This window comes from Methanogenium cariaci JCM 10550 (assembly GCF_001315945.1).
GTDB classification, from domain to species: domain Archaea; phylum Halobacteriota; class Methanomicrobia; order Methanomicrobiales; family Methanomicrobiaceae; genus Methanogenium; species Methanogenium cariaci.
In genome coordinates this window covers 1-935 of record NZ_BBBG01000049.1, presented here as the reverse complement: position 1 = coordinate 935, position 935 = coordinate 1, and the positions used below count along the sequence as shown (strand labels likewise).

The 935-nt window shown below is 56.9% G+C and carries 1 protein-coding gene; it reads right to left on the bottom strand.

All coding sequences use genetic code 11. The annotated features are described in order from the left end of the window. Positions 1-149: 149 nt before the first annotated feature. Complete coding sequence (locus JCM10550_RS16485) at positions 150-845, bottom strand: nitrous oxide reductase family maturation protein NosD (RefSeq protein WP_062400724.1); 696 nt, start codon at positions 843-845, stop codon at positions 150-152. Positions 846-935 lie beyond the last annotated feature (90 nt).

Below are 935 nucleotides of genomic sequence, written 5' to 3'. Positions count from 1 at the left end.
AGACATGCTCTCTTCGTACTGGTCAACGCCTGAAGCAGAGAACTGCCATTCTTCGTGTTCTTCGAGTTCGGCTGCTTCAGGGGTGATGGTGATCACGCTGATGACCGGGGGGGCGGCTTTCTGTATGACGTTGGTGTTCCATTCACCCATCAGGGGGGGTATTCGTCTTTGTAGGTGCCGTATGACATCGGTGTGTCGCCGATGCCGTCGCCGTTTCCGTCTTCACCGGTGTAGCCGGTGTAGTAGTTGCCGACGTAGCCGGTGAACTCGGTGTCGCCGTAGGTGTAGGTGACCTCTTCAGGGGGGGAGTGGAAGATGTTGCCGTACTTGATTTCGACGGTGCCGTCGAAGGTGTTGGCCCAAATGATGTTGTCACTGGGAGTATCCTTTATGCAGATCTCACCATCGGTGTTGTTTCTGCAGGTGTTGTTGTAGACAGTGTTGCCGCTGACCTGGTCCCGGAGGCTGATACCGCGTCTGGTGTTGTCATGGCAGTAGTTCTCTTCGACAATGTTGCCGGTGGCAGTCTCCTCTACTGCGTTTCCGATGTGGATACCATTGTAGCAGTTGGCACAGTCATTGTAGCGGACTTCACAGTCATCGAAGTCAACGATCTCGATACCGGCGACATGCTCGTTGGTCAGTCCCCCCCTCACGGAGAAGCCTTCGATGATGATGCCGTCGGCATTGAGATCGAATACCGGAGCATCCGCTGAGGTGGCGGTCACGGTGACCGCGTCGGATCCATCCTCGGACCGGATGGTGAGCTGTTTGTCGACCAGCACGTTCTCAGTGTAGGCACCGGCCTTCACCACGATGGTGTCACCGGCATATGCGGCGGTCACAGCCGCCTGGATGCTCTGGAAGTCTGCCCCCCGCCGTCGTCATCGACATACAGGGTCTCCGGTTCATGCGGCAGCACGAGTGGATAGTTC